The sequence below is a fragment of the Fontibacillus phaseoli genome, from assembly GCF_003337355.1.
In the GTDB taxonomy this organism is placed as follows: Bacteria; Bacillota; Bacilli; order Paenibacillales; family Paenibacillaceae; genus Fontibacillus; species Fontibacillus phaseoli.
Genome location: NZ_QPJW01000017.1, coordinates 51,604 through 75,025, shown reverse-complemented (window position 1 = coordinate 75,025; position 23,422 = coordinate 51,604). Strand labels below are relative to the sequence as shown.

Genomic DNA, 23,422 nt, shown 5'->3' with positions numbered 1-23,422 from the left:
TATGTTAATAATTTGTGCACAACTATTTTCGTTTTCACGGGATGAAGATAATAAATAGGTATTTTTTCTTATTGTAGGGAATGTATCTGGGAAATTCAACGTCTTTGCAAAACTTGTCGTTACAGGTATGATGAGGGTAGTGTCGAATCATTCCAAATATCCCCAAGTTTGCTGAAGGGGGGAGGAGCCATTTGTCGATAAAAATCAGACTTTCTTTAATCATGACTGCTTTTGCAGTAACGCTTCTCTCTATAAATACGGTTCTTAGTTTTTTTACGACCCGGGATAATTTGCGAAAAGACAGTGAAGCGAATATGATGGTGACCGCCAAGCAAATCGCTTTGGCTGTCGAACAGAGCCGCTCGGTATACGAATATATCAAGAATGGAACGGACCCGACAAACACCCGGGATTTTATTGAAGAGACGCTCAGGATGACAAGTCCGGAGAATATAACCCAAGAGTCGATGCGGGCCAACGACAATTTGCTTGAGATTACGGGGATCAGCCCCGCGAGGTTCGAACAGGATCAAACTTTGATTTTTGGAACATATCAATACAAAAATGACCCGCTCATCGTCAGCAGGGCCCGGTTGGCTTTGCAAAAGGGAGCGACTCTGCTCTATGAAACGGAAATCGACGGCAAGCGGGTTCTGGACAGTTTTATTCCGATTCAACCGCAGTATAAGGAGCCTTATGTAATCCGGATCATATCAAGTTATGAACCGATCTCATCGGCTATTTCGAAGCATATGTTAAGCCAATTATCCATATCCATCGTTTTACTGCAAATTGTCATCTTTACCAGTTATATATTAGCCGGAAAGCTGATCCGGCCGGTTCAGCATATTTTGATGAAAATCAGCAGCCTATCCGCCGGCGATTTCGATACCCGGATGGAGCTGTACAGGAAGGACGAGCTGGGTCAATTGGCACAGCAAATCGACACCATGGCCGACAGTATAGGGCATTATATGACGGTGCTAAGGCGAAAGAACGAAGAGAATCAACTGATGAAAGAACACTTGGAGTCCATCATTAACCAGACGGCAGATGCGATTCACGTGACCGATCTGGACGGCAACGTCTTACGGGTCAATACGGCCTTCGAAGAACTGTTCGGCTGGAGCAGCGAAGAGATCGTCGGTTCGAGGCTGGAATTCATTCCGCCATTTTTGAGTGATGAACGGGAAGGATGGTCCAAGGAAATTTGGCGAAACCGTCCTTTTGTCCTGACGGAAACGGTACGTTTACGCAAAGACGGCTCTGAGGTGCATGTGAGCATCAGCGAATCGCCGGTGTATGATGAAGCTGGGTTAATCGTCGCTTTTATAAGCATTTCCAGGGATATGACCGAGCATAATAAAATGGAGGAGCTGCTTCGCCGTTCAGAAAAATTAACGACGGTCGGACAGCTGGCCGCCGGGGTCGCCCATGAAATCCGTAATCCGCTCACTACGCTCCGCGGGTTTCTGCAGATGCAACAGCGGACCAAAAGTATCAATCAAATGCATACGGACATTATGTTATCTGAGCTGGACCGGATTAATCTGATCGTCAGCGAGTTTTTGATTCTGGCCAAGCCTCAAGCGGTGCTGTTTGAAATCAAGGATGTCCGGTTTACTTTGGGGGATGTCATCTCCTTACTGGACAGTGAGGCTCACTTACATAACATTGAATTCCAAGCCCATTTCTCGTCGTCGCCTATTCTGGTACACTGTGAAGAGAACCAACTCAAGCAGGTGTTCATCAATGTGCTGAAAAATGCGATGGAAGCTATGCCATACGGAGGCAAGATCACGCTTAGCTTAACGGAAGACAATGGGCGTGAAGCCGTTATTCAGGTCATAGACGAAGGCGAAGGTATTCCCAAAGAAAGATTGGAGCGGCTCGGAGAACCGTTTTATACCAATAAGGAGAAAGGTACCGGTCTTGGTTTAATGGTAACCCAACGTATTATCGAGGGGCATAAAGGAAAGATGACCATCGATAGCGAGGTTGGAAAAGGTACCGTCGTGACCATTACCCTGCCTAGAGTGACCGAGATAAACAAGCCGGAAGATGTAACGACAAAGAAGAGTTTAGCGTGAAGGGTGACAATGGAAAGTGAGAATCAATAAATTTATCAGTGAAACAGGATACTGTTCCAGACGTGAAGCGGACAGGCTGGTAGAGTCGGGTAAAGTGACGATTAACGGCGAGACGGCGCTGCTTGGCAGTCAGGCGGAGGAAGGGGACGATGTCCGCATTAACGGGAAGCCTCTTAAAGAGAAACCCGATCAGCATGTGTATATCGCCCTAAACAAGCCTATAGGCATCACAAGTACGACAGAGCGGCATATTCGGGGGAATATCGTTGATTTTGTGAGCCATGACAAGCGTATATTTCCCATCGGGCGGCTCGATAAGGATTCCGAAGGGTTGATCTTGCTCACGAGCGACGGAGATATCGTCAACAAAATCCTGCGGGCCGAAGGCAAGCACGAAAAGGAGTATATCGTGACCGTGGATAAGCCGTTGACCCCGTCCTTCCTTAGAGCAATGGGAGAAGGGGTAAAGATTTTGGGAGAGATGACGCGGCCTTGCCAGATTACCCGTGTGACGGAGCGGGTGTTCCGGATTATATTGACGGAGGGTAAGAACCGGCAAATCCGCCGCATGTGCAGCGCTCTCGGCTACGAAGTACGGAAGCTGCAGCGGATCCGGATTATGAACATCCATTTAGGGAATCAGAAGATCGGCACATGGCGCGACCTGACGGAGCAGGAGAAGCAGGAACTGGGACAGTCGCTGGGTTATTCTCTTTTGTAGATCTGACTTGATCTCAGGCCAAGCTATGGTTTCTGGAGGTCTACAAACCTTATAGGCTTGGTTAAATACAAAGGGCTGCCCCGATTATTAGGGCAGCCCTTTACTATTGAAAGAGATTTTGTTAATGCGTAGCCGGCATGCCAATTTGCTGATCGCCATCCTGATACTTACGGATGATGGATACTTCAACCCGGCGATTCTTGGCACGTCCCACATTCGTTTCGTTGCTTTCGACCGGATGATACTCGCCGTAACCGATCGCGCTGAATTTCTTGGGATCCAGTTGGTTGTTCAGCAACAGGATTTTCATGAAATTCAGGGCCCGGACCGAGCTGAGGTCCCAGTTGGAAGGGAACTCATAATTGGAAATCGGTACATTATCGGTATGGCCGGAGACGATGACCTCATAGTCGGGGAACTCCTGAAGCATGGCCGAAATCGCTTTGGCAAGGATACGGGCATCAGGCTTTACCTCCGCCTCCCCTGAAGGGAACAGCGCATTGTCGCTGATCGTGATCATCAACTGGGATTGATTAAGCTTGGTATTCAACTGATCAGTTAAGCCGTTATTCTTGATGTACGTGTCCAACTGTTTCTTCAGGGACTCAAGATTCTCCTGCTCCTTACGCATCAACTCACTCTTTTTACCGTTTGTAGAAGGTTTGGGAATCTCGTTTTCACTGATGGAGTTCTTCGTATTACTGCTCATCGCGTTATGATCGAGAACGCCGGATCCGCCGGTAAGTACGCTTTGAAACGCCTCGCTCATTTCCTCGAACTTCTTGGCATCGACCGTACTCATCCCGAACAGGACAATAAACAAAGCTAGAAGAAGGGTCATCAAGTCGGAATAAGGCAGCAGCCAGCTCTCGTCGGCATGTTCTTCATGTTCCTGGTGCTTCTTATTCTTTTTGCTCACCTTGACCCGCCCCCTTTTCTAAAATTTGCGCACGCTCGGCAGGGGTCAAAAATACGGCCAGTTTTTGTTGAATTGCGATCGTTGATACACCGGATTGGATGGAGAGCAGGCCCTCCACCATCATCAGCCGTATTTCCATCTCTTTCTTGGAGAGACGCTTCAATTTATTGGCGATCGGATGCCACATGACGTAACCGGTAAAGATACCGAAGACGGTAGCGATAAAAGCGCCTGAAATAGCATGAGACAATTTATCGATATCACTCATATCGGATAACGCGGCGATCAGACCGACGACGGCGCCGAGTACCCCCAGGGTAGGAGCGTACATCCCGGCTTGGGTGAAAATTTGGGCGCCTACCTTATGTCGTTCTTCGGTAGCGGCGATATCTTCCGTCAGCACGTCTTGAACGAAGTCCTGGTCGTTGCCGTCAATAATCATCCGCATGCCGCCGCGCAGGAAGTCATCGTCGATTTCCTCCACCTTGGCTTCCAGGGCAAGAAGACCTTCCCGCCGCGTGATCGTGGCCCATTCCATAAAGAGAGTGATCAACTCAGCCTTGCTGATCATCTTGGGCTTAGTCATCGTTAATTTAATCAGCTTGGGGAATTTCTTAATCTCGGAGAGCGGAAAGCCTACAAACAACGTAGCTGCCGTCCCTACGAAGATAATGACAAAAGCTGCCGGGTTGGAGACCAGACTTTCCACAGGTGCGCCTTTCAAAAACATACCTAAAATAAGCGCTACAAAACCGAGAAGAAGTCCAATAATTGTTGAAATTTCCATTGCACACCTCGTCCTTGAGATAATTGATGCCATTTTTCTGTCTCCGCATCCTTGCTGGGGACATCGGATCTTTCCAAATAAATCCGAAAAACGGTTTATCTTTTTTATCGACAGATTTCCCTTTTTTTTTAAGGTGTTTTTTCCGGTATAATAATAATACACTCTGTAAATGACAAGGATGAAGGGAGCAAGATAGCAGTGGGCGTAAAGCATGGAAGAGATTATGAATTTATTTTGGCAGATTTGACGGCGGCGGTGGGCCGTATTCCCGATAGCTATAAATTTTTTGAAATGGAGGCTTTGGAATGGCATGGGCTCTCGGATGAAGAGAGACGCGAGGTTCAGGAGGCACTTGCCGAGGATCTTTTCTTTGCGCTTGGCACCGAGCCGACGATTACGGTTGGGAGTGCTGTGGTTATCCATGATTCCGAAGGGCACCGGATAAACTTCCTAATCGGGGAGGAAGAACTCACCTCCGTCCAACTAGTTTGATGGGAGTTTCCGCAAATTTTTGGATTATTGGATAGAGCATGGTAAAATATAAACTTGGAAGAAAAATAAAATGGCTGCGACAAGGCTCCAAGTGAGCATTGATCGGGTCGAAACTATTTTTTGCATGAACTGCCGGAGAGAGCAATATAATAAACAGATGTGGAATTGAGCTAAGGTTACCGGGTAACTGAATCCTAGACTGTAGGACTACATAGCAGTGGAAGTTTTGAAGAACGGGGAGGAAGAAAAATGCCGTTTACACCTCAAGAAGTAGAAGCGCATTTGGAAAAATTGGAAGGTTGGGAAATGGAGGAGGGACGTTGGATTATCCGTAAATATACGTTCTCCAACTTTATGAAAGGGATCGCGTTCGTCGACGAGGTGGCCGCGATTTCGGAAGCGTTTAATCACCATCCTTTTATTACCATCGACCATAAAACGGTGACGCTTCGTTTGACATCCTGGGAAGAAGGTGGAATAACGGCCGTAGATATCAAGGAAGCCCAGCAATATAATGAGGCATTCGAGAAAGCAAGATCGGCCGGTTAGGCTCAGGCTGACAGGGTGGAATGAAGTCAATATAGTTATAGAAGCGGAATGTCAGAAAAACGCCCGCCGGGACCTTAAAGTCCTGGTGGGCGTATCTTTGGTTTGAGCGTTATTTTTTCTCCGCAAGCCACATGGCGATGTTGGCGATTTCATCTTCCTTCAATTTGTCCTTAAAGGCAGGCATCATACCGCCCTTACCTTTGGCAATAATGCCGAACAATTGTTCAGCCGACAGCTCGGATCCAATTTTCTGCAGATTTGGACCGGCTCCGCCTTGCAATTGATCTCCATGACAGGAAATACAATTGGCCTTGACCGTGGTTTCAGCTTGCTCTGCATTTAATGTAATTTCAGGCATTTGCGGCTTTTCTTCCTGCGCCACCTGATCTTTACCGGGCAATGTAAACATTAACACGGCTGCGAAGGCGCACGCCACGATGAGTATTCCGCTCATGATCCACTTCTGCATATCAATCGTCCCTCCTATGTAAGCTACCCCTTTTATTATAGCGGAACATGTGCGGCGATCATAGCGTTTGTGTCAAAAAAAGTAACGAATTATTTGTAGTATACGAAAAAACGGCATAATTATGTGCGATTAATCACAGACAAATGCCCACTCTCTGGATTCCTGTCTCTATTTTAGATGGTTGGAGGTGTTCCACGAAACACCATGCAATAATAGGGCTTGGAAATACCGCCAGGCGTCATCTTCTCATACAGATCGGTGATGACGAAGCCGGATTTTTGGTACGCCCGGATCGCCCGGGTATTCCAGGTCAGTACCTCCAGGTCGATCACATCCTTTGGTTTCCGCCGCTTGGCCTCTTCCACAATGGCAAGCACAAAAGCTTTACCCAAGCCGTGACCGCATAAATCAGGCCTCATGCCGATCCCTAGACGGGTAACCCCCTCCATAGGAAAGTACTGGGCAAATCCGGCCAGTTCGTCCTCCTGATTCAATAAAGAGACATACTGCTGCGCCCGTAAGGCGGGATTGCCGAATTCTACATCGAGCGCTTTCATTTGTTCCCAAGGGAGCCAACTATAAATATCATAGGGAGAATCGTAACGCCAGGTGCTGATTTCCGCACCGTGGCTTTCCTCCATGGGTACGATTCGAAATGCTGCGATCGGTTTTTCCATATTGCGCCTCCTTAAACGATAGGAATACATATGCGGTTACCCATATGGCGTAAGTTCTTTTTAACCTCACTCTATCGGGATTTTCTTGGATTGTAAAGGCTTTGAAATGGAGGACCGTAAGAAAGCAAGCACGAAATAAAAAAATGCTTAAAGAAGAAAAATCCTGTTTAGACTTATGTGAAAGGGGTAAATTTTGGATATAGAAGGATTTGGATATGGAGTGAAGGGAATACGGACGAAGTTCAAAATATTTTTTTTAAAATTGGCCGTGTAAAAGAAACCTTTTGATCCGATCCTTCGTTATATGATTAAGATGACGTAGAGAAAAACCGCAGCCGATTCCTGCAAGAATCAGTTGCGGTCACATGGTTTTGAGGTAAGGGCCTCAAAAATGTCAGGGTGATCAGGATTCTGTGGCAAACGCAGTAAAGCTGGATTGACTCAAAATTCTTTTTGCCCCGACATAACGCGTTTTATAGTAGCTGCTGCTTAATTTGTCTGTGCGAATGCCTTTAGATGAAGAGGCGTGCGCAAACTTACCATCGCCCAGGTAAACGCCGACGTGAGACACTTTACCTTTACCCATGGTGTTGAAGAAAACGAGATCTCCGGCCTTCAATTGGCTTTTGGCCACTGTCGTTCCTTGTTTGTACTGGGCTGCGGACACGCGGGCAAGATCGACGCCCATTTTTTTGAACACGTATCTTGTAAATCCGGAACAATCGAAACCGTTGGTCGTAACCCCTCCGTATTTATAAGGCGTGCCGTACACGGACTTAACAACACTGTTCAAAGTGGTGTCTGCGAAAGCGCTTCCCGTCCCCATGGTGAACAATATAGCCAAACTCGTAGCTGCTGCTGTGATCGTCTTTCTCAAGATGTAAAACTCCTTCCAATGCCTGCGAGGTTAGCTTGAGGATTCGGTTGAAGGTTCCCTATGATCCTTATGTAGCGAGATCAATTCACCCAAAATGGTTCCCCCGTCTCCCGGGTGCCGGGAATTCGGCTATTCTAAGTTGAATGCACCCGAAAAATACGACGTTACGACAGAAATTACAAAGTTGTTACTATTTACTCTGGTTATTTTACCAAGGCCAGCCGGACTTGGCAAGTTTGTTTCGGCATTTTTGAATAAATAAGTTAATTTGTCCTGTTTATGCCGGTCAGAACCGGGTAATGGTTCCTAGGAAGGTTGCCCGTAAATAAAAAAAACCCGCAGAAGTTGATTCCATAAAGAATCACTGCGGGCTTGACTGGTATTATTCTACTTCATCGTGTTCCTGAACGTCACCGGTCACTTCTTCATACTTGTCAGTGCTCATAATACGTTTCGCGCCAACATAACGCTCGACATAATACTTTTCGCTTAATTTGCTGATGACTACGCCCTTGGAAGAGGAAGCATGAGCAAACTTGCCGTCGCCGACGTAAACACCGACATGAGAAATGCCCTTGCCTGAAGTGTTGAAGAACACCAGGTCGCCGGCAATTAGTTGATCTTTCTCAATTGCGGTTCCCATTTTGTATTGGGAGCCTGATTGGTGTGGTAATTTAATGTCGATTTTCGAGAAGACATACATAGTAAATCCCGAACAGTCGAAGCCTGAGGTAGTAGTTCCACCGGAAACATACTCGGTTCCCAGGGCTTTGTCGATCACGCCATCCAGTTTGGAATCCGACGCGAAAGCGCTACCAGTTCCGATGGAGAAAAGTAGTGCAAGACTTACTGCTGCTACGGTTAACTGTTTCTTCAAGGAAATGCTCCTTCCAATGCCTACGAGGTTAGCTTAAGGATTCGGTTGAAGGTCCCCTATGATCCCTCTCTTGCGAGATCAATTCACCCAAAGTGGTTCCCCCGTTCCCCGCGAAGGGAATTCGGCTGTAATTTACATCTGGCTTCTTACATATTCAACACTCAGCAGAAAACTCCTGCTAATAGTAACAAAAATAATTACAAAACTGTTACTGAAATTGTGCTGCTGTTATTGTAACAAAGGCAAGTATATTTTGGCAATGGTTATTTAGCAAGATTCAGAGGGGAAAACGTAGGGAAAGGCCTCCGTATAAGCGCGGAGGCCTTGTGGCATAAGGGATGATAAAAATTAAAAAAATTTAACTTTTTTGTGTCTTGGTATGCCATAGCTGATATTGAGAGGTTAGGGTCCAAATTTGAAATAGACTACGGAAGAAAGGATAGGATTGTTGCAATATGAGGGCAAGCAACCCGGTCCAAATCCATGAGACAGTACCGAACAGTAGGAACAGGGCCGCTCCGGAAGCGCCGAGAATCAGGGAGATGGCAATCCCCGGCAAAAGGTATTTTAAGCTTACCATCAGCGAACCCCAGACTCCGGTTTTAAAGAGGTAGCCAAACTGGGCAAACAGCAACAATTGTCGCATAAGCCAGCCATAAGCGGCCCAGCCCAGGATAACCCCGCAGATGATCAGGATCGGGACAAGCCTGTCGCCGGCTGGAATCAGCCGGAGCGCCAGGGCGTACAATTCCGGAACGAGCCAAAATCCCGGTAAGGCTAAAAGCGCGAGCTCCAACAGGAAAAAGAGGGTGACGGGCTTCCAAAATTCTTTCATCCCACGAAAGAGAGGGAAACCGGATGCGCGGGCGTCGGCAGGTACCAGACTGTAGAGAATGCCGGCCTGCAGCAGCGGCGTCAACAAGAGTCGAAGGACCACCATCCCAAGTAGCAGCCAAAAATATTGATGGATTGCCGGATTATGCTTAAGCTCAAATTGGCCTTCGATCAGATAAAGGATCCGGTTCAGTTGGTTCGGAGGGGATTCGGGGTACCTGGACAGCACGGCGGTAACCGCCGAACTGACCAGCCGGTACAGAAACAATCCCCAGAGCAACTGGTACAGGAACAGGATGATCACAGAGGGAAACTGGCTCCTGACAAGCCCCCATCCATTTCGTACATAGGTCATAACTTTCCCTCCTAAAAGTTTTGTGAGCGTTACAACTATGAAATAACTTCGAACAAAACTGGCCTCGTAAGCATCGGCTTGTTTTGTTAGCGTTACAACTTTTATGTGGCTTCGAACAAAATAGCTTCGAAAGCATCCGCTTGGTTTTATAAGCCAGCCTAATACACAAGAGTTCCAAGCAGGGTCTCCAGCAGTTTGACGATGCTTAAGGTGGAACGGGTGTTAACCGGCTCGTCAATTTCGGATTTCATGTAGTTGTTGATATGCTTGTTCTCCAGCACCAGTGAAAAGTCGGGGTCAACTTGCACCCAATCCAGCGGTTCTTTGTATTGCAACTTCATTTGAATGGTATCGCCTTCGCCGTTCCAGACTTTTCTGGTCGTATGACCGTCTTTAAAGCTGAAGAGCAGCGGTATTTTGGAACTGGTTCCTCCCTTGCGGCTTATTTGCACAGTCGATTCGTAAATAGTGCCGCCTTTTTGGGTAAGGGGAGTCACGGTAATCCGGTCTGCGGAGAAATCCGCCATTTTTCCTTCATATACATATTGATTAAAGTAAGATTTCCAGCTCTTACCCGTCGTCTGTTCAATAATTCGCTGAAAATCGGCGGTGGTCGGATGCTTGAACTTGAACCTTTGGCTGTAGTTATAAAGGATCCGCTTCATGGTTTTCGCACCGACCTGGCGTTCGATATCGAGCAGGACCAACTTGCCGCGATAATAAGCATTCTTGGCGTAGACGTCCCCGGAACCGTACTTCCAGGACGGCAGGGTCAGGGAAGCCGGGGAAGAGATAAGCGCAGCCTGAATGGGTAGATTCGGAGCGATGCCGAATTCCTGCTCCATTAACTTATCTTCGGCATAGGAAGTGAAGGCCTCGTCCAACCAGGCTTCCTCGAATTCATTGCTGGCGATCATCCCGTAGAAAAATTGGTGCCCGATCTCATGAATGACCGTGCGTTCCAATTCGTCATAACCCGGGGAGTCGCTGCCTGCGCCGAATGCGGTGACCAGCGTCGGGTACTCCATGCCTCCGGCGCCGTTTCCGCCGATGGGCGGGACGACCACGGACAGGGTGGAATACGGATAGCGGCCATACCACTTGCTGAAATTCGAAAGAGCTACCTTGGCTGCATAAAAATATCGCTCTTTCAAATCTTTATGAGCCGGATCCAGATAGAGTTTGATTCGTACGCCCGGTACCTCTGCCGAAGAGAACGGCTCTTCCGCGTATACGAAATCGGGAGAGGCGGACCAGGCGAAATCATGGACATCGTCGGCATAAAATTGGACTGATTTGCGCCCGTCTTTCCGCACGGCCGGTTTAGTTTGGAACCCGGTCGCGGCCACGGTGTACGTCTCGGGTACATCAATATTGACGCTGTAAATTCCGAAATCGGAGTAAAATTCGGAGTTGCCGTGATACTGGTGCAGATTCCAGCCTTCCGTTGTTCGGCTGCGCGTCCCGGCCGGTTCATACACGCTCAGCTTCGGAAACCATTGCCCCGCCATCACGAAGTCGCCGGACGTGCCCATACGGGCAAATATTTTAGGGAGTTTCACAGTAAAATTAATTTTTAGGGTCACGCTTTCTCCGCCGCGGACCGTGACCGGCAAGCGAACTTTGGCGAGCGTTTTGTCATGGGTATTCCCGTCATCCGGTTGAACGAATTGAAGCCGGTGAAGCAGGGAAATGCCGTCCGTGGTCCGGATTTCAGTCAATTCCATCGCCCCCCAACCGTCCTTCGGCATGACGTCGCTCCGCAGTTTGCCGCCGGATTCCCTCATGAACGTAGAGTCCGCCGAGGCAAAGGCATTAGGATATAAGTGCAAGTAGAGCTCATTGACGGCTTTTTTCCCAGGGTGGGTCCAGGTCAGCGTTTCCGTACCTGTCAAAGTGTTGTTATCTTCATTAAGCTTGACTTGAATATGGTACTCGGTGACCCGGTCGCTGAGGATCTCCGCGGTCGGCTGCTGAATGCTTTCGGCCAGGGGGGCGGTGGCCCCGCTCTTGACGGTTACTGGGGGCTTGGCCTTATCGGGCGCGAACGAAGATTGATTTGATGGCCCTAAACTCAGGGTGTACCGGATAGTACCGGCGATGAGGCAGAGGGCCAGAATGGAAATGCCGAAGAATAAAGTTCGTCGGGTCATACAATGGATACCTCCCGTTGACAAGCATCTACAGCATGTATATGTTTGCATTTGGGAGATTATTAGCTAAAATTAAATTAAACCGATCCGCGCCTCGGAAAGCCTCTGCGGAAAGCGAAATCGGCGGCTTACTCGCCGCTTGCCATAGACATTTTACTTAGGGATAAATTGGGAGGGAATTATGGATAACAACAATCCGGAATCGCAAAAGACAGGCAAGAAGATATTCGCACTGAACATTATCAGCAATGAAGAGAAGAGCAAGCACAAAGGGTTCGGGGCCGGCTCCATCGACCTGAACAGCATGTCTCCGGTCATTATTGACGGGGATGAGGCTTATATCGATATCGGTGCGATGCATGCCAAGAGTAAGGTTGAGAAAGGGATCAAGTTCTCCATTAACCGCGATGACGTCCCGGCCGGCCGCCAAGTATGGGTCGTTTGGGTAGCGGTGGACCGCTCCCCGGAAGGACAATTTTATGGAGGCATGACCGCTTGCGAAATGTGGATCGATACCGAGGCGCGCCGCGGGTGGAAAATCCTTGCCGATCACGTCAATAAAATGGACTATGCTTTGAAGCGCCGGTTCATCCTGGACGGTTTGTCGGCCGAACAAAGAGGCGCGCTCAAAAAGTTGCTGATTGAAACGAACCGGGAATGGTGGGACCGTTCCTCCGATGAGTTGAAAACGGTCCTGGAGTCGGAATGATCCATACCGGGCATAATAGCGGGTAACATGAAAACAGCGGGACACGCGCGTCAAGCGCATGTCCCGCTGTTTTTTTGAGAATTGGCTTTTATGGTGTTGTAGTCTTCTTGGACAGGTCGTAGGTTTTTGTGACGGCCTCGGAGCTTAAGTTGGGCAGCTGCCATTTGAAGTTCAACCGATCTCCGGTACGGCCGGTATACTTCAGTCCGTCACCAATGCCGAACTCATCGTTTTGAATCCGGTCGATGCTGGCTTTATCCAGCATGCTGAGGTAGATGGACGTCGCTTCGCCCGAACTTCGGTCGACCAGCAGCAGCGTCCCCGTGGAGTACGGGCGGATCAGCAGGAAATCCGACTCCATGACTTCCAGGCTGTAAACGTCGTCCGGACCGCCGATTTTCTCCAGATCGATTATGTCGGCAACCTTTCCATCCGGCGTAACGAGTTCGGCGGTTTGCCCGTTGTTCAGGATGATCTTGCCGTCGTAGGTGAGTACATCCTTTTCCAAATGAATGCTCGAAGGTCCGCCGTAGGACATGCTTGCCTGACGGATGATTGAACCGTTGTGCAAAATGGCCCGGTATCGTCCATCGAAGATATGTGGCTCTCCATAGCTATTATAAATACTCGTCACATAGGTGGAGTCGTTGATTTTATGAGCGTCCATCCACAGTAAATCGGGATGTTCTACATTAATGGACCCGGCCCGGGCAGGAAGCCGGCCGCTTGTGCCCATATACAATACCCCTTTTTCGCGGTTTAGCCAAAACAGCTTGCCTTCAGCTTGAGCCATTACGTATTTGGAGGAATAAACAAACGTGATCTCCTGTTTGCCGGACGGAGTGATTGAAATTCCGAACAGCTTGGCAAAAAGGGAAGCCGGTACATAAGTGATGCCTTGCTTAATCAGTACGGGAGCGCCGAGCGAGACGACAACATTGTTTTTACCCGTGGCGCTTGCGTTGCCCGCCTTCAGTTTGGCATACTGGGTGACTCCGGTGAGTTCCAAGGATTTGGTTGCATGGTTATAAGTAAGTTGAAGGTCGAAGAGTGCGGCTACTTCTCTCAAGGGGACATAAAGTTGTCCGGATTGTTTGAAGGGCTTATGTTCCAGCATGACAGTAGCTTTTTGATTCACTGAATCGGTTGCGGCAGCTGCAGGATTCGGCGACAGGCAGGGGATGCTGCCCGAGGCCATCGTGACGGTAAGAACCAGTGCCACGGCTGCAGCCTTTGCGGCGGTGGATTTCGAATTTTTCATTTGAAAAGCCTCCTTTACACCTAGATGAACGCTTCAAGCCTAGGAAAAGTTGTGGTTATATAGATAAAGTTGGTAATAAGTGGAGAGGGTGTCCAAATAAATGGAAATCCTACAGCTAATTTGCTGGAAATCCGGCATATAGAAAAAATAACTGGAAAACCTCCAGTTATTTGGGCCCTAGAGCAGCAGTTGACGCTTTAAGGGCTGAATGAACTGTAGAATTTCCAGTTAAATGAACAAATTAGTGGCGTGGAGAGAAATTAACTGGATGTTTTCCAGTTAATGAACCGCTTGGCGAAACGGAACTCAGGTTGTGTATACCCTGAGTGGCGGTGAACCGCAATAGGTGGCGTAGCAACGCATGGGAACTCGTTAGCACGAAGGAGCGGTCTCCGTCATGCGGCAGGCACTCTCCTACTTATCCTTGCCGAGCAGGACCGTTAGTCCCAGCAAGGTCACGAGGATGGTCGCCCCCATATCGGACATGACGGCAATCCATAGCGTGAGCCAACCGGGAATCGTCAGCAGGAGGGCAATCAGCTTCAGGGTCAGCGAGATGCCGATATTCCAGCGGATCACCCGGCTGGCTTGCCTTGCGACCGTGATCGCGCCGGGAAGCTTGCCGAGATGATCCTGCATGAGTACAATATCGGCGGTTTCCACGGCGCTGTCCGTCCCCTTACCCATGGCGATGCCGAGGCTCGAAGTCGCGAGGGCGGGAGCGTCGTTGATGCCGTCGCCGACCATCGCCACGTTCCAGCGGGCGGAAAGGTCGCGAATCCGCTCGACCTTTTGCTCCGGCAGCAGGCCCGCATACCAGTCCGTGACGCCGGCTTTGTCGGCGATTCTCCGGGCCGATCCGGCATGGTCCCCCGTCAGCATGACGGTGTGGGCAATGCCGCTGCGGTGCAGCCGCGCGACGACGTCCGGGCTCTCCGGACGGAGTTCGTCGGCGAGGCCGAACAAGCCGAGCGCCCGGCCCTTTTCGGCCGCGAGCACAACGGTGAGGCCCTCCTCTTTCAAGCGGGCCAGGTCACCGGTGACCTGGCTGCGGATGGTCGCCGGCAATGCGAGCTGCTCCAGCACTTCCTCGCTGCCGACCCAATACCGCGTACCGCCGATGTCCCCGGACAGGCCGACTCCGGGAAGGGTCGTCAGCCCGACCGGTTGCGGAAGGGCGGATCTGGTGAGGCCGCGTGCCTCCACATGTCGCACGATCGCTTCGGCTAGCGGGTGCAGGGAGCCGGTCTCCATTGCGCCGGCGACGCGATGGAACCGCCCCGCATCGTAGGCGATTTCGCGGATGACGGCCGGGCGTCCCATGGTCAGGGTGCCCGTCTTGTCAAACGCGATAGCGTTGATCTTTCCGAGCTGCTCCAGATGGATGCCGCCTTTGACGAGGACGCCGGCACGGGCGCAGCGGGTCATTCCGCTGACCAACGCAATCGGCGAGGAGAGGACCAGCGAACACGGACAGCCGACGATCAGAATCGCCAGTCCTTCGTACAGCCACTTCATCCACGGCTGGGCGAATAGCAGCGGGGGCACGACGACGACGAGTGCGGCAATGATCATGATGGCCGGCGTGTAATATTTAGCGAACTTGTCGATGAACAGTTCGGTCGGTGTTTTGGTATCCTGGGCTTCCTGCACCAGATGCATAATCTTGGCAAGCGAGGAGTCCTCGTACGCTTTATCGATCCTTACCTTCAGCAGCCCTTCGGCGTTAACGCTCCCGCCGAAGACGGGCGCCCCCGGGTTTTTCGGCGCGGGTATGGATTCGCCCGTGATCGCCGCTTCATTCACGGCGCTATGTCCCTCAAGGACGGAGCCATCCGACGGGATCTTCTCGCCGGGACGGACGAGTACGACATCCCCGGCCCGAAGCTGCGCGATCGGCACCGTTACTTCCAGGCCGTCCCTGACTAGAACGGCCTGTTTTGGAGCCGCATCCAGCAGCGCCTCCATCGATTTGCGGGCCCGGCTCATGCCGTAGCCTTCCAGCAGTTCGTTCAGGCCGAACAAGATGGCGACGAGCGTAGCTTCCTTCCATTCGCCGATCAGCGAGGCGCCGACCAGAGCTACGGTCATTAACGTATCCATATTGAATTTGAGGCGAAGCAAATTGCGAAGTCCTCGCAGAAAAGTGGAGTACCCGCTCATAACAATAGAAGCAATGTACATTAGAATAATGGCGTTATCGGGTAGCCGCGTATCTATAATAAACGTTGCGGCATAGAGCAAGGCGGAGACGGTGAGCAGCCACTGGCCGATCCGGCCTTCGCCTTCACCGTGACTATGTCCATGGCTATGTCCGTGTCCGCGGCTCTCGACATGGTCATGCCCGCTAGCATGACCGTGCCCATCCCCATGATGATGGTCGTGTTCCTGCCCATGCTCCGCCCCGTGATTATGACTCCCTTCCCCATGATGATGGTCTTGTCCGTTATATTCCTGCGATGGGGCAGAAGACAGCAGCGAGGCTCCATCGCTGCTCAAAATTCGCTGCACCCGCTGCATATCAATTTCCGGCCGGACCAGCAACCGGCTGCTGTTAAACAATAACGCCGCGTCATGGCCATGCTCCAGCTTTTGTATTTCTTCCTGCATTTCGCGGGCGCAATTGGCGCAGGACAGGCCTTGAACCTTATATTCTTTGCGGGTCTCTTGCCGACCGGCGGTTTTAGGAGCTGAATCGGGTCTATTCATGGTCGTTCCTCTCCTTCTGGTGTTCCAATGTCATCGTGATGAGAGTCTCGATATGATGGTCTTTCAGAGAATAGAATACGTTCTTCCCTTCTTTACGCGATTTTGCGATTTCCATCAGCTTTAATTGGCGCAGATGATGGGAAGCCGTAGCTACGGAACTGCCCAGGACCGCGGCAATGTCGCATACGCAGCATTCCTGTCCCCGCAGCAGCAAATAGGCGATTTTCATCCGATTGGGATCAGAGAGTGCTTTAAATATTTGCACCATGCCCAGAATGTCGTCTTCCCGCAGGCTTTGGCGCAGCTGTTCCGTCCGGGCGGTATTCCCGCAGCCATGCTCGCAAATCTCATCGTTCGTAATAAGATCGGCCTCCAAATTTAATTCCTTTCCCCATTCCGTTTCCATATTAGTCCTCATCCGAGGTTTCACCTTCTTTTCGCGCTTTGATAAATTTTATATTCAAATGATGATTTGATTGTTTAAGTGCATTATACGACTTTTGCTTATCATATTCAAACGAGCGCTTGAATGTTAACGAAAAATATGTAAGAAAAACCCATAATTTTCTATTCTCTTTATTAACCTGACAATATTAGCAATTCAGGGCCCCAGACCGATATACAATTTATAAGTAGTCACGAAAAGTTAGTTGTCCCGTCGGATTGAAGTCATCAGAGAGTAAAGGGGAGGCCGACTTGAACAATTTTATCTTTGGATTTCTTATTCTTATTTTTCTACTCGCGTTGTATACGGTGATTGCATGGTTTCGAAAGCGCATCGGTCAATACCGCAAGGCGCTGGATGAGGCGGATCAACGGATCAGCCTGCTTGAAAATATGCTTCATAATATTGACGTAGGCACCTGGTCTTATAATGATCAATCGCGTAGCGTCGTGTTTACGTCGAGAGCATTCATAACGATTACGGGATATAGCCCGGATAATTTTAATAGTAAAATGGCTTGGGAAAACATTGTTCATCCGGACGACATCCATCATTTCCGTACCGTAGCCGCAGGTCTGCGTCGAGGGGAGGCGGATACCAGCGAATACCGGATTATTCACGTCAATCGGGAGATCCGCTGGGTAGAGGTCCGGATTATCCCTACCCTCGATGAATCCGGTAATCTGGCCCGGCTCGACGGGATGGTGCTGGATATTACCGGCAAGAGGAAAGCGGAGCAAGAATTGCAGGAAAGCGAGGAGCGCTTCTCCAGATTGATCGAGATCTCGCCGCATCCGATGATCGTACAGAAAGACGAACGATTCGTTTATGTAAATCCGGCAGGTCTGCGGTTAATGGGCGTCGATACGCTGGAGGAGATCGTTGGGCAGGAAATATACCGGATTCTGCCGCCGCATGAATGGAACAAGGCACGGAACAGGGTCTCTTTTATCGCGGAGAACGAGTTTGGGGCGGCCCTGGAGTACGAGGTAATCGGTCGGCACGGGCAAGTGGTGAACGCGGAGGTCATCGGCATTTACGATGCGCATATGGAGACGACGGTACACGTTTTTTACGATATTACGGAACGCAAAAAGATAGAAGTGGCCCTGAAAGAAACCATGGAACGGTACCGGAGGCTCGTGGAGCTGTCCCCGGTTGCGATCGCGCTATGTCATAAAGGAATGATTGTCTATGTAAATCCGGCAGGTATGCGGATTCTTGGGGCAAGGGATCTTGCGGATATCATCGGGACGACGCCTTGGGACTGGGTAATCGAAGAAGATGTGGAATGGTGCAGAGCGCTATTCGCGGATTTGATGGAGGCAGGCTCTCTTCCGCCTAAGGAGATGGCTCTAGTGCGGGTAAACGGAGAGAAATTTGATGCCGTGGTTATCGGAATTTTCGACAATACGAACTCGACGGTTGAAATCGTCTTCGAGGATATTACCTCCCGGAAGCAGGCGGAACGCGCGTTGCTGGCCAGTGAGGAATTCAACCGCCAACTGGTCGAGCTGTCTCCGATCGCGATTCTTCTTCATCGAGATAAGAAATTCACGTACGCTAATCCCGCAAGCGTTGCGTTATATGGGGCGAAGGATAAGAGCGAGATCATTGGGCTCGCATATTGGGACATACTGGGCCAGGAGATCTACGAGGAGGTCATGACCTGCGAAACGGAGCTGGACCCTGAGTTTGGGAGCACCCCGATGACTCAGCACAAGGTCGTTTGCCTGAACGGCAACGTGATTGAAGTCGAGGCGATTACCACGCCGCTCCCTCATCTGGGTCAGGGAGCGGCGATGACTTTGGCCTGGGATATCACTTCACGCAAGAAAGCGGAGAAAGAGCGGTGGAATGCCGAGCAACTGATCCGGCAAAGCGAAGACAGGTATTTCCGGCTCCAAATCAGCCTGGATCAATTTTCATCGGATCTATTCGGCGTGGTTAAGGTGGATGAATTAAACAGCCGGCTGGTGAGGGAAGTGCGTCAGGTACTTGGGACAGGCAAAATCAGCCTGATGAAGGCGGGCCCGGATGGGCTGACCGTTGTGACACACGGCGGGAAGGACATCCCGGATGATGTGCTGCTAAGTATCCGGGAACATGGAGCCGACAGGCTTCCTATATGCCGGTTGATCGATACGCTGGATGGACACTATGTCAAAATCGGGGAAGTCAACGGGGAAAGCCGGATTCTTTGCGTGGGGGAGAGTTCGCCGTTGCTGCTGGTTCAGGCTCAAAAGGTTTGGCTTGAGACGCTCTCGCGCTACGTCAGCGTTTTATATGATAATTTCCGGGTTATTGAGGATTTAAAGCGGGATATAGACATGTTGGCATCCGGAAGAATAATGCCGCAATGGCTGTTGAGGTTTATATTTCATCTATCCGAAAATGAACGGAAACGTTTATCGCAGGATCTTCATGATGCGGCGCTCCAGGAGCAGATCGTCTGGTACCGCAAATTGAACCAGATCACGGCGGATCCGGAGCTTCCGTCCCAGTACCGGTGTCAACTGTCTGAAATCGAGCAAGGGCTGCTTGACGTCATTTACCAGATAAGAATTACGTGTAATGAATTAAGACCTCCGCTATTGAAGGAGGAGGGGCTGGAACGCTCCCTGGAAACCTTGTTTGAATTTGCGCAACTGCGAACGAATTACGCAATCCAATTCGATTACTCCAATCTTGGGCTCGTGATCCACGATGACATCATTATCGGGTTATATCGGATCGTTCAAGAAATGCTGGCCAACGCGACCAAACACTCCGACGCCTCACTGGTAACGATAAAATTATATTCTGGTGGCGACCACATCTATTTGCATTATGAGGACAACGGAGTCGGAATGGATGTCGGGGAGACAACTCATACCTTTAACAGCATGGGGATTTACGGGATGAAAGAGCGGGTCCGCAGCATGGATGGACATATTGAGTTCAGCTCATCTTCGGAAGAGGGGCTATCCATCACCATTTCCATTCCGGCCCGGTAACGAATAAGACAGGAACAAGGGGGGTACAGTGATGATCCATATTTTGCTCGTGGATGATCATCCTTCGGTCATGGCAGGCACTAAAGTACTGCTGGAACAAGAAGGGGATATCGTTGTGGCGATCGCGGAAACCGTAGAAAAGGCGATGGAACTGGTCCGGCATAATCATTACGATCTAATGCTGCTCGATCTTCATATGCCGAAGATGAACGGAATTGACCTGGCCAAGCAAATTATTACCATAGTACCGGAGGCGGTGATCTTGATCTACACCGGATTTGAATTTACGAACCATTTCAACCTCATGATGGAGGCGGGAATATCGGGTTTTGTGCTAAAAACGGCGGATAAGGAACAGCTTGTGACTGCCGTACGCTGCGCTCTCCGTGGGGAAGCGGTGCTGCCTCTGTCCCTGGTCCGACAATTGAGGAGAGCATCCGGGCAGGAGACGGAAAAGACAGGCGGCCAGGACACGGGCGTCATTACCCATAAGGAATATGATATTTTGAAACAAATCGCCAGGGGGAAAAGCAATAAAGCGATCGCCGAAAATATACTGGTAAGCCAACGGTCCTTGGAATATAGCCTGACCAGTTTGTTTCATAAGTTAGGGGTTAAATCCCGGATTGAAGCCGCCATGAAGGCGAAGACGCTAGGCTTGTTGTCCGACTCGGACTTCTCAAAGCCCTCGAGTTAAAACTTAGGTCTAAAGACCCGTGAGTCAATAGCATAGACGTTTCCATAAAGAACGCCGAAAGGTGTTCTTTTTGCTGTTTTTCGACATCAAACTACAATAATCTACATAATTCCGCAAAATTTTTGCGGGCTCCCGCAATACTTTTTCGGTTACCGTACTTCTCCGTGCATATATGATGATGGTACTAAAAAAATAGGACATTAATCACACAAGGAAGGATTTGGTTTAGTGCAAAAGTATGACGGGGCAACAGATTTACTGAACAGCGCCATAGAATCGATAAAGCATGTGTTTAGTCGTCCTATGCAAGTCGAAGCTCCCCATTTATTCGAGCAAACTTTGATACAAAGTGACATCGGCGTGCTGGTAGGCATTGTTGGAGACATGGAAGGACGCCTGATTATAGAAGGAGAGGGCCGGATATTCTCTAATCTGAGCCAGAGTATGTACGGCATGCCGCTGGAAGGAGAAATGCTCCACAGTTTCGTCGGGGAGATGGCGAATATGATTGCCGGGAATACGTCCACGCTTTTGTCGAACCGCGGAAGACATATCGATATTACTCCGCCGACAGTGATGGTAGGAAAGCTTCAGATGTACGGGTTTAGTCGCGGTATTCGGGTTACGGTTCATTTGGAAGCCATCGGCCCGGTGAACACCATTTTATTGTTACAAGCTTAGGAGGATTCATTATGACTAAAATTCTGGTTGTTGATGACGCGGCTTTCATGCGTTTAATGTTAAAAACCATTTTGAGCAAAAACGGATATGAGATTGTGGGTGAAGCCGAGAATGGGCAGGACGCGGTAGAAAAGTATCGTGCCCTGTCGCCCGATCTGGTGACCATGGACATCACGATGCCGGTAATGGAAGGGGTAGAGGCAGTCAGGCAGATCAAGCTAATTGATCCGGAAGCGAAAATTATTATGTGTTCGGCTATGGGACAGCAGACGATGGTTGTGGAATCCTTGCAAGCCGGAGCCAGGGACTTTATCGTCAAACCGTTTCAAGAGGAGCGGGTTCTGGAATCCATACGAAAAGCAATAGGGGCTTAGAAAAATGAAGGTGGTAAGAGAAATGAAGTTCATCAGGGTTCATCATGGCGATCGTTTATCAGGGGAAGATTTAGAGCGGATTTTGGAACATCTTGAAGCAGAATTGGAACAAATTAATGACAGAGATAGCGAGGGATAACGATGGGATGGTTTCGGAACTTGAAAATATCGGTAAAGTTATACTTTGGTTTTTTTCTTATGGCCGCTTTATTGGTGTTCATAGGGTACTTTGGATTGAACAGCATTGATAAACTGAGCGACAGCATGTCCGACATGTATGACAACAATCTGGTGACGATTCGGGATATATCTGCCGCCTCGGGGCTGTATCAGAGAATTCGAGTGAATATCCGCGATATGGAAATCATGGATGAAAGCAAGGCGGTCAGGGATGACTACAATCAGAAAATCGATAGCTTCATCGATGAAGTGGAGGGCAATATCAAGCGATATCAATCTACCGAGTTGACCAGCAGGGAAGAGGAACTCCTGGCAACCCTCAACCCGGCGTGGGACGCCTTTAAGCAGGATTTGGACGAGGCCAAAGCGCTGATTTTTGAGAATAAGACCGATGAGTTTTTCGCGCTGCTGAGGGGAGAACTCGACAAGAGCGGAGATACGGTCATGGGAATCATCGAACAATTGGTTGCGGTGAACGTAGAGCTTGCGGAGGAACGCAACGATCAGGCGGACCAGTTGTATCTGGATTCGCGAAATATCACGTTTATTATACTGGTCATATCGGTTTTGCTCGGTATCGCATTCAGCGTAATTCTTTCGCGCAGTATATCCAATCCGCTTCACCGTGTCGTTAAACTGGTTGATAAAGTGTCCAAGGGCGATTTAACCGAAACGACGGAAGTGAACTCGAAGGATGAGATCGGTCGGCTTACCTCATCGACGAATGATATGATTCTGAGCCTGCGCGGCATCGTAGGCGGGGTTCTTACCACCGCGGAAGGCGTATCTGCTGCCGCTCAGCAAATATCCGCAAGCACGGAAGAGATTGCCGGGGGCAGCGCAGGACAGGCCCATGCCGCCCAAACGATTAACGAACTGTTTAAAGAATTGTCCGCCGCAACGCATGCGGTTGCCCGGATTGCCGAACAAGCTTCGGATATTTCGGACGATACGATGAACATCGCAGAGCAGGGCGGGAAAGTCGTCCGTTCCTCCGTCGAAGGCATCAATCAGATCAATGTGCAAGTGGCCAAGCTGGAAGAGGATTCGAACCTGATTGGTGAAATCATTGAAGTGATCGATGATATTGCCGAACAGACTAACCTGCTTGCTCTGAACGCAGCGATTGAAGCCGCACGTGCGGGAGATCAGGGCCGGGGCTTCGCCGTAGTAGCGGACGAAGTCCGGAAATTGGCGGAGCGAAGCGGGGAAGCTACCAAGCAGATTACCGATATTATTAAAGGAATGCAGGAAAATACGCGCCAAAGCGTCAAGGCCACTCGCGACGGAGTGACCCTCACCAAGCAGACAGGGGAAGCTTTTGAACACATCATTACAAAAATTAACGAGTCCGCAGGCAAAGTAACGGAGATTGCAGCAGCAAGTCAGCAGCAGGCTGCTCAATCTGCGGAAGTGATGGCGGCGGTCGAGAATATTTCGGCGGTGACGGAGGAATCGGCGGTCAGTTGCGAAGAAACGGCTTCGGCGGCGCAATCTCTTGCAGGTCTGGCGGAAGAATTGAACCATACCGTATCGGTGTTTAAAGTGAATTCATAGTTAGGTGGCGACG

At 49.8% G+C, this 23,422-nt stretch carries 22 protein-coding genes and 2 riboswitches; of the genes, 11 read left to right on the top strand and 11 right to left on the bottom strand.

Annotation, left to right across the window (positions count from 1 at the left end; translation table 11 throughout):
• Positions 1-191: 191 nt before the first annotated feature.
• Entirely contained in the window at positions 192-2,090 is a 1,899-nt protein-coding gene (locus DFP94_RS23560; protein ID WP_114498924.1) for an ATP-binding protein, read from the top strand.
• A gap of 16 nt (positions 2,091-2,106) precedes the next feature.
• Positions 2,107-2,811, top strand: coding sequence for a 23S rRNA pseudouridine(2604) synthase RluF (gene rluF / locus DFP94_RS23555; protein WP_114498923.1), 705 nt, complete (start codon positions 2,107-2,109; stop codon positions 2,809-2,811).
• A 121-nt stretch (positions 2,812-2,932) separates the two neighbouring features.
• Here the strand turns inward: rluF and motB are convergent, their stop codons facing one another.
• Together motB and motA are read right to left on the bottom strand one after the other, a co-directional pair.
• On the bottom strand, positions 2,933-3,730 hold the full coding sequence (motB, locus tag DFP94_RS23550) for a flagellar motor protein MotB (protein ID WP_114498922.1): 798 nt from the start codon (positions 3,728-3,730) through the stop codon (positions 2,933-2,935).
• Positions 3,714-4,517, bottom strand: coding sequence for a flagellar motor stator protein MotA (gene motA / locus DFP94_RS23545; RefSeq protein ID WP_114498921.1), 804 nt, complete (start codon positions 4,515-4,517; stop codon positions 3,714-3,716). Before motA ends, motB begins: the two co-directional genes overlap by 17 nt.
• A 198-nt stretch (positions 4,518-4,715) precedes the next feature.
• Here motA and DFP94_RS23540 point away from each other — a divergent pair, with 198 nt between their 5' ends.
• Both DFP94_RS23540 and DFP94_RS23535 read left to right on the top strand, forming a co-directional pair.
• Positions 4,716-5,009 (top strand): hypothetical protein, encoded by a 294-nt coding sequence (locus tag DFP94_RS23540; protein WP_114498920.1) that lies wholly within the window; start codon positions 4,716-4,718, stop codon positions 5,007-5,009.
• A 249-nt stretch (positions 5,010-5,258) separates the two neighbouring features.
• A complete protein-coding gene (locus DFP94_RS23535; protein WP_114498919.1) occupies positions 5,259-5,558 on the top strand; it encodes a 4a-hydroxytetrahydrobiopterin dehydratase in 300 nt (99 codons plus the stop codon).
• A 109-nt stretch (positions 5,559-5,667) separates the two neighbouring features.
• Here DFP94_RS23535 and DFP94_RS23530 read toward each other — a convergent pair whose 3' ends face one another.
• The 6 genes from DFP94_RS23530 to DFP94_RS23505 form a co-directional block, all read right to left on the bottom strand.
• Positions 5,668-6,027, bottom strand: coding sequence for a c-type cytochrome (locus DFP94_RS23530; RefSeq protein WP_114498918.1), 360 nt, complete (start codon positions 6,025-6,027; stop codon positions 5,668-5,670).
• Between the two features lie 173 nt (positions 6,028-6,200).
• Positions 6,201-6,704: a GNAT family N-acetyltransferase gene (locus DFP94_RS23525; RefSeq protein WP_114498917.1), complete on the bottom strand. Its 504-nt coding sequence runs from the start codon at positions 6,702-6,704 to the stop codon at positions 6,201-6,203.
• Positions 6,705-7,107: 403 nt separating this feature from the next.
• Positions 7,108-7,581 carry a C40 family peptidase gene (locus tag DFP94_RS23520; RefSeq protein ID WP_114498916.1) on the bottom strand — a complete coding sequence of 158 codons (474 nt, stop codon included), beginning with the start codon at positions 7,579-7,581 and terminating at the stop codon, positions 7,108-7,110.
• 4 nt (positions 7,582-7,585) lie between these two features.
• Positions 7,586-7,722: riboswitch (cyclic di-AMP (ydaO/yuaA leader) on the bottom strand.
• 241 nt (positions 7,723-7,963) lie between these two features.
• Positions 7,964-8,458 (bottom strand): C40 family peptidase, encoded by a 495-nt coding sequence (locus DFP94_RS23515; protein WP_114498915.1) that lies wholly within the window; start codon positions 8,456-8,458, stop codon positions 7,964-7,966.
• A gap of 2 nt (positions 8,459-8,460) precedes the next feature.
• Positions 8,461-8,595: riboswitch (cyclic di-AMP (ydaO/yuaA leader) on the bottom strand.
• Between the two features lie 221 nt (positions 8,596-8,816).
• The gene (locus DFP94_RS23510; protein ID WP_114498914.1) at positions 8,817-9,647 is read right to left on the bottom strand and encodes a hypothetical protein; all 831 of its coding nucleotides are present in this window, start codon (positions 9,645-9,647) and stop codon (positions 8,817-8,819) included.
• 158 nt (positions 9,648-9,805) lie between these two features.
• The gene (locus DFP94_RS23505) at positions 9,806-11,800 is read right to left on the bottom strand and encodes a M1 family metallopeptidase (RefSeq protein WP_114498913.1); all 1,995 of its coding nucleotides are present in this window, start codon (positions 11,798-11,800) and stop codon (positions 9,806-9,808) included.
• A 181-nt stretch (positions 11,801-11,981) separates the two neighbouring features.
• Here DFP94_RS23505 and DFP94_RS23500 point away from each other — a divergent pair, with 181 nt between their 5' ends.
• The gene (locus DFP94_RS23500) at positions 11,982-12,509 is read left to right on the top strand and encodes a YwhD family protein (RefSeq protein WP_114498912.1); all 528 of its coding nucleotides are present in this window, start codon (positions 11,982-11,984) and stop codon (positions 12,507-12,509) included.
• A gap of 88 nt (positions 12,510-12,597) precedes the next feature.
• Here DFP94_RS23500 and DFP94_RS23495 read toward each other — a convergent pair whose 3' ends face one another.
• From DFP94_RS23495 to DFP94_RS23485, 3 genes are all read right to left on the bottom strand, one after another.
• The gene (locus tag DFP94_RS23495; RefSeq protein ID WP_114498911.1) at positions 12,598-13,770 is read right to left on the bottom strand and encodes a copper amine oxidase N-terminal domain-containing protein; all 1,173 of its coding nucleotides are present in this window, start codon (positions 13,768-13,770) and stop codon (positions 12,598-12,600) included.
• Positions 13,771-14,184: 414 nt separating this feature from the next.
• The gene (locus DFP94_RS23490; protein WP_114498910.1) at positions 14,185-16,479 is read right to left on the bottom strand and encodes a heavy metal translocating P-type ATPase; all 2,295 of its coding nucleotides are present in this window, start codon (positions 16,477-16,479) and stop codon (positions 14,185-14,187) included.
• Positions 16,472-16,885: an ArsR/SmtB family transcription factor gene (locus DFP94_RS23485; RefSeq protein WP_114498909.1), complete on the bottom strand. Its 414-nt coding sequence runs from the start codon at positions 16,883-16,885 to the stop codon at positions 16,472-16,474. The genes DFP94_RS23490 and DFP94_RS23485 overlap by 8 nt, the downstream gene beginning before the upstream one ends.
• Before the next feature lie 290 nt (positions 16,886-17,175).
• Here DFP94_RS23485 and DFP94_RS23480 point away from each other — a divergent pair, with 290 nt between their 5' ends.
• The 6 genes from DFP94_RS23480 to DFP94_RS23460 all read left to right on the top strand — a co-directional run bounded on the left by DFP94_RS23480 (position 17,176) and on the right by DFP94_RS23460 (position 23,409).
• On the top strand, positions 17,176-19,920 hold the full coding sequence (locus tag DFP94_RS23480) for a PAS domain-containing sensor histidine kinase (RefSeq protein WP_114498908.1): 2,745 nt from the start codon (positions 17,176-17,178) through the stop codon (positions 19,918-19,920).
• Positions 19,921-19,951: 31 nt separating this feature from the next.
• Positions 19,952-20,617 carry a response regulator transcription factor gene (locus DFP94_RS23475; RefSeq protein WP_114498907.1) on the top strand — a complete coding sequence of 222 codons (666 nt, stop codon included), beginning with the start codon at positions 19,952-19,954 and terminating at the stop codon, positions 20,615-20,617.
• Between the two features lie 228 nt (positions 20,618-20,845).
• Entirely contained in the window at positions 20,846-21,298 is a 453-nt protein-coding gene (locus tag DFP94_RS23470) for a chemotaxis protein CheX (RefSeq protein WP_114498906.1), read from the top strand.
• An 8-nt stretch (positions 21,299-21,306) separates the two neighbouring features.
• Positions 21,307-21,672 carry a response regulator gene (locus DFP94_RS23465; protein WP_114498905.1) on the top strand — a complete coding sequence of 122 codons (366 nt, stop codon included), beginning with the start codon at positions 21,307-21,309 and terminating at the stop codon, positions 21,670-21,672.
• Between the two features lie 4 nt (positions 21,673-21,676).
• Entirely contained in the window at positions 21,677-21,811 is a 135-nt protein-coding gene (locus tag DFP94_RS26355; RefSeq protein ID WP_281269525.1) for a hypothetical protein, read from the top strand.
• Between the two features lie 2 nt (positions 21,812-21,813).
• Positions 21,814-23,409, top strand: coding sequence for a methyl-accepting chemotaxis protein (locus DFP94_RS23460; RefSeq protein ID WP_114498904.1), 1,596 nt, complete (start codon positions 21,814-21,816; stop codon positions 23,407-23,409).
• Positions 23,410-23,422: the final 13 nt, after the last annotated feature.